Consider the following 9260-nt stretch of genomic DNA (forward strand, 5'->3'; position numbering starts at 1 on the left):
CTACACCGGTCCGACGCCGGCCCTGAGCACGGCCCGCGCCCGCTCCGCCAGTCCGTCCGCGCCGCACGAGACCGCCAGGTCCAGTCCGCGTTCGAGGTCGCTCACCGAGCGGGCCGCGATGCCGTACTCGATACGGGCCGCCGCGTGCTCGTACTGGCAGGGCGACGCCTCCAGGAAGGTGACGGCCTGGGCGGCGAGCCGGACCGCGCGCTGCCCGGTCTCCAGGGCGGCGGCGCAGCGCAGGGCCTCGCCGATGGCGGTGTCCGTGCCGAAGCGCTCGGCCTGCCGGCGGACGTCGACGGCGAGCCGGGCGGCACGGGCCGGGTCCTCGGTGCTGAGGGCCCGGGCGAGGTCGGCCGCCCAGGGGACGAGCACGGGGTTGTGGTGACCGCGTGCTGCCGCCGCCTTCTCGGCGGCCTCCAGTTCGTTGATGCCGTCCTTGGTGCGGCCTACGGCCAGCAGCAGCCGGCCGCGCACCGAGCGCGGGTCCGGCAGGACGATGGTGGAGGGGTAGGGCGGGGCGAAGCCGTACCGTTCGGCGACCTCCCAGGCCTCCTGGACATGGCCGCGGGCGAGCAGCGTGTCGACGAGGTTGCAGGTCGCGGACCAGTACAGCGGCAGGCCGCGGCCGACGCGCTCGGCGAGGCGCAGCGACTCGCGCAGGGACGTCTCCGCCTCCTTCAGCCGGCCCCGCCTGCGGTGGCCGAGCCCGACGTAGGCGTGGGCGAGAGCGAGGTGGCCGCCGCTCCAGCCGGCCGTCTCATAGGCGCGCAGGGCCTCGTTGTAGAGGGTCTCGGCGCGGTCGAGGCGGTCGGTGAAGGCGTACGCGTTGGCCAGCATCAGCAGCAGTTCGATGCCCCACTCGGTGTCGGTCCAGCCGAGCCCGGGGGCCAGGCGGCCGTTGACGAGGGCGCGGTCGCACAGTTCGGCGACCTCCTCCGCGTTCTCGCCGTGCATGAGGGCGTCGAAGCCGCGCAGCATGAGCAGCGCGCGTTCGGAGTTGTCCCGGCCGGTGCAGGTGCCGGCGAGGTCGGCGAGCCGCCGGGAGCGGTCGGGTGAGGTGGCCTCGCCGGCGTGTATGCCCTCCCACATGAAGTGCACGGCCTGGAGCCGCATCCGGGCGGGCCCGGGCCGGAGCCGGGCGGCCTCCGCCTCGACCGTGCGGACCGCCTCCTCCAGTTGGTCGTTGTGGAGCAGCGCCTGGGAGAGGCGGAAGACGGCGTCCACCCGCTTGTCCCCGCCGAGGCCGGGCATGCCGAGCGCGGTCCGCAGATGGCCGATGGTGCGGGCGGGCGCGGTGAGGAAGGTGGCCTCGGCCAGTTCGTACAGCACGTGCGGGTGGGACTCGGGCCGGGGCGGTTCCTTCAGGGCGCGCTCCAGGCAGCGGCGGGCGGCGTCGGGGGCCCCGACGGCGAGGTGCTCGCGGGCGGCCTCGCGCAGTTGCCCCACGAGTTCCTCGTCGTCGTCCGGGTGGACTTCGAGGAGGTGGCGGGCGGCCGCGGCGGCGCCGCGCCCCTCGTCGGTGACGATCCGGGCGGCTATGCCGTGCATGGCGGTGCACAGGGCGTCGGGTATGGAGTTGTAGACGGCGGTGGCGATCAGCGGGTGGACGAACTCCAGATCGCCGTCGGCGCTGCGGCCGGTCGCGGGGTCGGGTGTGGTGAGGATGCGGGCGGTGCGCAGCAGTTCGGCGCAGCGGCGGGCGTCGTCGGACCCCAGGGTGGCGAGCTTGGCGACCAGGTCGGTGGAGATGCCGGTGCCGAGGATGGCGGCGGCCCAGGCGAACCGCGTCGCGTCGATGCCGAGTTCCTCCAGGCGGGCGACGAGGCCGCCGCCGCGGGCCGAGCGGTTCAGTTCGCGCAGCTCCCCGGCCCGGGCCTCGACCGGTTCGACTTCGCTGTCCTGCACCTTGGCGAGGAGTTCGACGGTCTCGTAGGGGTTGCCCGCGGTGACGGCCCAGACCTCGCGGCAGAACGCGGCGTCGGCGTGCGGGCCGAGGGTGGCGCGGGTGAGTCCGGCCGTCGCGTCCGGAGTGAGGGCGCTCAGTGTCGCGACGGGTCCGTCCGCGGCGGCGGCGACGGTGTCGAGGTGGCGGGCGCTGGTGCCGGAGACCTCGCCGGGGCGGCGGGTGATCACGACCAGCACGGACATCTCGTCGAGGCGATCGGCGAGGCCGGCGAGCCAGTGCAGGGTCTCCTGGTCGGCCCAGTGGGCGTCGTCGATCAGCAGCACCAGCGGCCAGTCCCGGCGGGCGAGCCGGCGCACGGCGGCGACCAGTCCGTCGCACACGCCCTGCGGGTCGGCCTGCCGGTCGCCGGGTTCCGCTATGCCGAGGGCGGGGCCTGCGATGTCGTACCAGTCGCCGAGGTACTCGCGGGCCTCCTCCGGGAGCATCGACACCAGCGCCGGCTGCAGCAACTGCCGTACCACGTTGAAGGGGACCGACCTGAGGGTCTCGCCGCCGCGTGCCGACCAGACCGTGCAGCCGCGGGCCTCGGCGATACGGCGGGTTTCGGCCAGCAGCGTGGTCTTGCCGAGTCCGGCCTCGCCCCGGAAGACCAGCAGTCCGCCGGACGAGGAGCGGTCCGCGCACAGGCCGTCGACCGCCCGCGCGACGGCGGCGACTTCCTCGTCGCGCTCCCACAGGGAAGCCGAGGCGCCGGCCGTGGGCCGTACCTCCGTCATCCCGCTACCTCCCCAAGTCGCCCGAACGACGTACAGACGTCGAGCGTAGCCGTCCGGTTGCCTGAGCGGAGGGCGGTCCGGGCACCTGTTGCCGTGACGGGTGACACCGACGACGATCGGACGGCGCAACCGGCCCGCCACCAGCCCCCTTCGGGTCAACAAGGCACAACGGTACGGGAGGTGACGTTCATTCACCAGGGACGGGACACACGGCGCGGCCGGCGGGCGCTGGTCGCGGGGTCGGTGGGCAATCTCATCGAGTGGTACGAGTTCGGCGTCTACGGCTACTTCGCGACGATCATCGCGGCGCGGTTCTTCACGCCGGAGGGCGGCAGCGAGATCGAGGCTCTCGTGAAGACGTACGCGTCGTTCGCGCTCGCGTTCTTCTTCCGACCGGTCGGGGCGGCGCTTTTCGGCCGTCTCGGGGACCGCGTCGGCCGTCGGCCGGTGCTGGTCCTGGTGATCACGCTGATGACGGTGGCGACGACGCTGATCGGTGTACTGCCGACGTACGCGCAGGCGGGTGCGCTGGCGCCCTGGCTGCTCACCTTCCTGCGGGTGCTTCAAGGGCTGTCGGCCGGTGGGGAGTTCGGCGGGGCGGTGTCGGTGATGACGGAGTTCGCTCCGCCGGGCCGGCGGGGGCTGTACGGGTCGTGGCAGTCGTTCACGGTCGCACTGGGGCTGCTGGGCGGCGCGGGCGCGGCGGCGCTGCTCGCCACCGTGCTGACCGAGGAGCAGCTCGGCGCGTGGGGCTGGCGGCTGCCGTTCCTGCTGACCCTGCCCCTGGGGCTCGGGGCGTTGTGGCTGAGGCTGCGGCTGGACGAGACACCGGAGTTCGTGGCGGAGCGGTCGCGGGAGACACCTCCCCCGCGCGAGGTCGCGAGGGCCATCGCGCTGGGCGCGGGGCGGATCATGGGCTGGGCCGCGGCCGGTTACACGTTCCTCGTCGTGCTGCCGTCGTATCTGCAGAGTTCGCTGGGTGCGACCTTCCAGCAGGCGCTGGTCGCCACCGTGCTGGCCAATCTGGGCTTCGCGGTGACGATCGTGCCGGCGGGGCTGCTCAGTGACCTGCTCGGCCGTCGGGCGGTGATGCTGACGGGCGCCGTGCTGGTCGTGGTCCTCTCGGTGCCGCTGCTCAACCTTCTGCAGGATCCCGGCGTTTCGAACACCGTGAAGGGTGTGGCGGTGTGCGGCGCGGGTGCCGTGGTGGGGCTGATGGCGGGGCCGGGCCCGGCGATGCTGTCGGAGATGTTCCCGACACGGGTGCGCTGCACGGGCCTGGGACTCGCCTACGCGCTGTCCAATGCGGTGTTCTCGGGGTGCGCCGGGCTCATCATCACGGAGACGATCGAGCGGACGGGGAGCGTGGACATCCCCGCGTACTACGCGGCGGCGGCCTGCGCGGTGAGCGTACCGGCCCTGCTCACGCTGCCCTCGCGAAGGGTGCGCGGGGCGAAAGCGGTGGAGGAGAGGACTGGTTGAAGCGATGCGGGTGATCGGTCTGATGTCCGGCACGTCGTACGACGCGATCGACGCGGCGGCGGCCGAGCTGGACCTCGTCGGCGACAGCCTGGTGCTGAAGCCGCTCGGCATGGTGAGCGAGGCGTACGACGGCGAGCTGCGCGAGACCCTGTCGGCCGCCCTGCCGCCGGGGACCACCACGCTGGGCGAGGTGTGCCGGCTGGACACCCTGATCGGGCAGGCCTTCGCGGCGGCCGCGCTCCGGGCCGACCGCGAACTGTGCGAGGGACGGGCCGAGTCGGTGGCCTCGCACGGGCAGACCGTGTACCACTGGGTCGCCGAGGGAGAGGTCCACGGCACGCTCCAGCTCGGGCAGTCGGCCTGGATCGCCGAGGCGACCGGACTGCCGGTCGTCTCCGACTTCCGGCCGCGTGACATCGCCGCCGGTGGGCAGGGCGCCCCGCTGGTCAGCCTGGTCGACCTGCTGTGGCTGCGCGGCCGGCCGGGCCGGGCTGCGCGCTGATCGACGCGGCGGCGCAGGGGTTCAGCGGCGGAGCCCTGTCCTACGACACGGACGGGGCCCTTGCCGCGCGCGGCCGGGTGCGCGGGCCGCTGCTGGACCGGCTGCTCCAGGAGCCGTACTACGCGCTGCCCGCGCCCAAGACGACGGGCAAGGAGCTGTTCCATCTCGGTCATCTGCGCGACGCGCTGGCCGGGTTCGGGACGCTGCCCGCCGAGGACGTCGTCGCCACGCTGACGATGCTCACGGCCCGGACCGTGGCGGACGCCGTGCGGTCGGTGGGCGCGACGGAGGTGATCGCCTCCGGCGGCGGGACGCGCAACCCGGTGCTGATGAGGATGCTCGGGGATCTGCTGCCCGGGGTGGCGGTGCGCGCCTCGGACGAACTGGGGCTGCCGTCCGGGGCGAAGGAGGCCTACGCCTTCGCCGTCCTGGGATTCCTGACCCTGCACGGCCTGCCCGGCACCTCACCCGCGAGCACCGGTGCCCGGCATCCCAGCGTGCTGGGATCGGTGACCCCGGGCCGGGACGGACTGCGGCTGCCACCGCCCGCCCGCCTGCGTCCCACCCGGTTGCTCCTGGAATGACCGATCCTGGTCGACTCCTCTCATGCCTCTTTCACCGACGCCTCATACGGTGGGGGCATGACGCAGGAGACTCCTTCCGGGTGGTACCCGGACCCCGGACAGAAAAGTGACGGGCCCGCCACCGAGCGCTGGTGGGACGGCAAGGCCTGGACGGCCCGCATCCGTCCGGCCCAGCCGCCGACGCATCCGGCGGCCGAGAAGGGTTCGGCTTCTGCGGGGGACCCGGGCGAGAATGCCGGTTCGGCCGCTACCGCGGGCTCCGGCCCCGGGGGTTCGGACACTGCGGGCGAGCCCACCCCTACAGCCCCTACAGCAGGTTCGGTCTCTGCGACAGACTCGGGCGCCGCCGACGATCCTGCTCGTGCGGCAAGCGCGGGCGCTGCGGGTGAGTCAGCCCCTCCGGGGGATCCGGCTGCTGCCGTGCATCCAGACACTGCCGTTCATGACAGCGCCGCTGGACACCCAGGCCCTCCCGGATACCCAAGCACCACCGGACATCCGAGCGCCCCCGGACACCCGGGCGCCGCGGGACACCCGGGCGCCACCGCGTACCCAGGCACCCCCGGATATCCAGGCACGCCCGGACAACCTCCAGGGCCGGCTCCATACCCCAACACCCCCGGGTACCCGGGCGCCGGTGCGTATCCCGGATACCCCGCCGCACCCCCGGCCGCGAAGGGAAGCCGACTGCGGGTCGGGATTGCCGTGGGGGCGGCCGTCGTTGTTCTCGCGAGCATCGGTGTCGGGGTGTACGCGCTGTCCGGCAACGGCGGCTCGGGCGGCGGTTCGGCCACCTCGCAGGGGCCGGGCGGCCCGGGCGCGCCCGGTGGCCAGGGCGGGCCGTTCGGCGGGCCGGGCGGCTCGGGGGGATCCGGAGGCAATGGCGGCTCCGGCGGTTCCGGTGGTCAGAGTCCGTCTCCCGAGCGGTCCGAGCCGCCGAAGATCAGGAGCGGGTCGGTGACCGACGGCGTCAGCGGGATCAGCATGCCGATCCCGAAGGGCTGGTACGGCCAGGAGATCACGGTCGGCGCGCAGGTCACGTCCGACGACTCCTACAAGTGCCCCGGCGACACCTCCTCGACCTGCACGAAGGGCGGAGCCTACTCCGCACCGGCCCTGGCCCTCGGCACCAAGGGCAGCACCGCCGAGGAGATCGCCAAGGCGGACATCTCGGCCAACGCGGACGAGTCCTACGGCGGCAAGTCCTACGGCGGGATCACCTCGCACGACGTACTGGCCTCCAAGGCGGTGACCGTGGCCGGACAGAAGGGCTACCTGGTCCGCTGGAAGGCCGTCACCACCAAGGGCGCCGACGGCATCGTGGAGTCGCTCGCGTTCCCCTCCCCCGCGAACGCGAAGCAGATGGTCGTCGTCCGGTTCGGCGTGGACGCCGACCAGAAGGAGTCCGTCCTGGACGACATCACCAAGGGCATCAAGGTGTCGACGGGCAGCGGCAACGGCCAGGGCGTCTGACAGGGAACAACCACCCCGCCCGGCACCGGTCGGCCGGGTGGGGCGCCCCTGCCGCTCACAGGGGAACCCCACCCGGCCGGGGGGTGCGCGCCGCCCCCGTCCCCACGGGTCGGCGCGATCGGGTCACCGTCCGGTCATCCCGTGGACGGCGGCCCGGGTCTCATCTCAGGCCCAGAGCCGGCAGCACGGCGGCCTCCACGAACCGGACCAGATACTCCGGGTCGGCCCACTCGCCCTCCAGGACGGGCCGCACCCGCAGGACGCCGAACATCTGCGCCGGGATGTACTCCAGCGCCGGGTGATCGGCGGGCACCTCTCCCCTCTCGACCCCGCGCCGGATGATCTCCTTCAGCGCGGCGATCTCCGGTTCGATCAGCGCCTCGCGCAACGCGCGCTGCAGCTCCGGGTCCTGGGGGGCCGCGTGGGCGAGCGCCTGGAGGAGCTGGGTGTCCCGGCCCGACAGCTCCCCCGCCGCCCGGGCGGCCTCACGCAGGTCGTCCGCGAGCGAGCCGGTGTCGATGCACCTCGTCCGCCGGTGGGAGCGCAGCGCCGCCGCCACGAACTGGGGCTTGGTCTTCCACTGACGGTAGAGCGTGGACTTGCTGCAGCGGGTGCTGGCGGCGATCCCCTCCATGGTGACGGAGTCGTAGCCGCACTCGCGGAGCTGCTCCAGCACGGCGTCGAAGAACTCCTGCTCACGCTCCGGCGTGATCTTGGAGCGGCGTGTGGCACCGACCGGCTCGGGTCGGTCGTCCGCAGCCTGCGACGTCATGACCGTGCTCCTGGCTTCCCTCGGGCGGCCGGAAAATTCCGGCCGGCAGTGTGTTCTACATCTATCGATACGCCAGTGTACCGGAACGCGACCGTATCGGTACACTGGCGTATCGGTACGCACTCGTACCGATAACAGCACCACCGTCACCGAAGGGGCCGGGGGATGAATGCCCGCACCGAGCCTGCGCCGGGGTCCGACGCGACAGCGCGACCGCCGCACGTCATAGCCCGACCGCCGCTCGTCCGGGAGCTCCTGCTCGTCGCAGGGCTCTTCCTCGTCTACAAGTTCGGCCGGCAGCTCGCCACGGGCCACACCGGTGAGGCCTTCCACAACGCACAGCGCGTGTGGGACTTCGAGCGAGCGGTCCATCTGCCCGGCGAGGGGGCGGTGCAGTCCCTGCTGCTGCACGGCGACGGTCTGGCGCATATCGCGAACACCTACTACGCGGCCGTCCACTTCCCGGCCACCGTCGCCTTCCTGGTCTGGCTCTATCTGCGCCGCCCGGCCCACTATGTGTGGGCCCGCCGGGTTCTGGCCGCCGTCACCGCCGCCGCGCTGGCGCTGCACCTGCTGTTCCCGCTCGCCCCGCCCCGGATGCTGGCCGCGACCGGCCTGGTGGACACCGCGCGCGTGTACGGGCCGTCGGTCTACGGCGATCCCGCGACCGACTCCCTCTCGAACCAGTTCGCGGCGATGCCGTCGCTGCACTTCGGCTGGGCCCTGATGGTGGCGATCGGCCTGATCGTCGCGACCCGCTCGCGCCGGCGCTGGCTGTGGCTGCTGCATCCGCTGCTGACGCTCCTGGTGATCGTCGGTACCGCGAACCACTACTGGCTGGACGCGATCGTGGCGACGGCCCTGCTCGGCCTCGCGCTCGCCGTGATCCTCCCCCAGACTTCGTCCGGGGGGACCCCCATCTCGCTTCGCTCGCCGCACCGCACGGCGACCACGGCGGGCCGCGCGCAGGACAGGCTCGTCCCGGCCCAGGACCGAACCGAGGAGCAGGCACTCGCGGGAGCCGGCCGATGAACGCCGTCGTCGTCGCCGTCGCCCTGTCCCTCGTCTCCGCCGTCGCCTACGCGGCAGCGGCGGTCGCCCAGGAGCGGCTCGCCTCCCGCTCCCCCGGCTCGGGCGTGCTGCGGCTGCTCGGCAGCGGCGCCTGGTGGTGGTCGGTCGGGCTGAACGCGTCGGCCGCGCTGCTGCACGTCGTGGCCCTGAGGTACGGGCCGCTGACCGTGGTCCAGCCGCTCGGCGCGCTGACTCTGGTCGCGGCGGTGCCCATGGGGGCGCGGCTCGCGGGACGGCGGGTGAGCACGGCCGAGTGGAAGGGCACCGCGCTGACGCTGCTCGGCCTGGGCGCGATCCTGGTCACGGCATCCGGCCCGGCGCCCGACGATGTGCTGAGCGTTCCCGAGGCGCTGGCGGTGGCGGGTGCCACCGCCGCCCTCATCGGGGTGCTGTCCCGGCCGGGCAGCCGCCCCGGGCTGCGGCACGCGACCGCGTCCGGCATCGCGTCGGGAGTCGCCTCGGCCCTCACCCAGACCGTGACGGTGGCCGCGACGGACCGGTCGGGTCCGCTGCTGAGCGTCCAGGTGGTCGGGGTGGCGCTGCTCGTGGCGGCCTTCGCGGCCGGCGGGCTGATGCTGTCGCAGGTGGCGTACCGGGGCGGCCTGGGCGCCCCGCTCGCGATGGTGACCCTGGCCAACCCGCTGGCCGCCGCGGCGATCGGGCTGTCGCTGCTGGGCGAACGCCTCCAGGG

6 protein-coding genes and 2 pseudogenes are annotated in these 9260 nt (G+C 73.6%); 6 read left to right on the forward strand and 2 right to left on the reverse strand.

The features are described 5' to 3' along the window. Positions 1–2685, reverse strand: coding sequence for an ATP-binding protein (locus tag ACFTZL_RS09025; protein ID WP_382579868.1), 2685 nt, complete (start codon positions 2683–2685; stop codon positions 1–3). A 180-nt stretch (positions 2686–2865) separates the two neighbouring features. Here ACFTZL_RS09025 and ACFTZL_RS09030 point away from each other — a divergent pair, with 180 nt between their 5' ends. The 4 genes and pseudogenes from ACFTZL_RS09030 to ACFTZL_RS09045 all read left to right on the forward strand — a co-directional run bounded on the left by ACFTZL_RS09030 (position 2866) and on the right by ACFTZL_RS09045 (position 6726). Next, a complete protein-coding gene (locus tag ACFTZL_RS09030; RefSeq protein WP_382579869.1) occupies positions 2866–4167 on the forward strand; it encodes an MFS transporter in 1302 nt (433 codons plus the stop codon). Between the two features lie 22 nt (positions 4168–4189). Beyond that, positions 4190–5253: pseudogene (locus ACFTZL_RS09035) on the forward strand (anhydro-N-acetylmuramic acid kinase). A gap of 57 nt (positions 5254–5310) precedes the next feature. Next, positions 5311–5427: pseudogene (locus ACFTZL_RS09040) on the forward strand (DUF2510 domain-containing protein); the annotation flags it as partial. 246 nt (positions 5428–5673) lie between these two features. Continuing rightward, positions 5674–6726, forward strand: a complete 1053-nt coding sequence (locus ACFTZL_RS09045; RefSeq protein WP_382579874.1) for a hypothetical protein — start codon at positions 5674–5676, stop codon at positions 6724–6726. A gap of 160 nt (positions 6727–6886) precedes the next feature. Here the strand turns inward: ACFTZL_RS09045 and ACFTZL_RS09050 are convergent, their stop codons facing one another. Then, positions 6887–7498: a TetR/AcrR family transcriptional regulator gene (locus tag ACFTZL_RS09050; RefSeq protein WP_382579870.1), complete on the reverse strand. Its 612-nt coding sequence runs from the start codon at positions 7496–7498 to the stop codon at positions 6887–6889. Positions 7499–7663: 165 nt separating this feature from the next. Here ACFTZL_RS09050 and ACFTZL_RS09055 point away from each other — a divergent pair, with 165 nt between their 5' ends. Both ACFTZL_RS09055 and ACFTZL_RS09060 read left to right on the forward strand, forming a co-directional pair. Continuing rightward, the gene (locus ACFTZL_RS09055; protein ID WP_382579871.1) at positions 7664–8530 is read left to right on the forward strand and encodes a phosphatase PAP2 family protein; all 867 of its coding nucleotides are present in this window, start codon (positions 7664–7666) and stop codon (positions 8528–8530) included. Further along, positions 8527–9260: hypothetical protein (locus ACFTZL_RS09060; RefSeq protein WP_382579872.1), on the forward strand; the 734-nt coding region annotated here is incomplete at its 3' end. The genes ACFTZL_RS09055 and ACFTZL_RS09060, both read left to right, overlap by 4 nt.

Source organism: Streptomyces sp. NPDC056948, assembly GCF_042674225.1.
Lineage (GTDB): Bacteria > Actinomycetota > Actinomycetes > Streptomycetales > Streptomycetaceae > Streptomyces > Streptomyces purpurascens.

What these genes read in the sequence shown, in the direction of transcription:
- ACFTZL_RS09025 (WP_382579868.1), bottom strand. Translation starts at nt 2,685, where the DNA reads ATGACGGAGGTACGGCCCACGGCCGGCGCCTCGGCTTCCCTGTGGGAG.
- ACFTZL_RS09050 (WP_382579870.1), bottom strand. Translation starts at nt 7,498, where the DNA reads ATGACGTCGCAGGCTGCGGACGACCGACCCGAGCCGGTCGGTGCCACA.
- ACFTZL_RS09055 (WP_382579871.1), top strand. Translation starts at nt 7,664, where the DNA reads ATGAATGCCCGCACCGAGCCTGCGCCGGGGTCCGACGCGACAGCGCGA.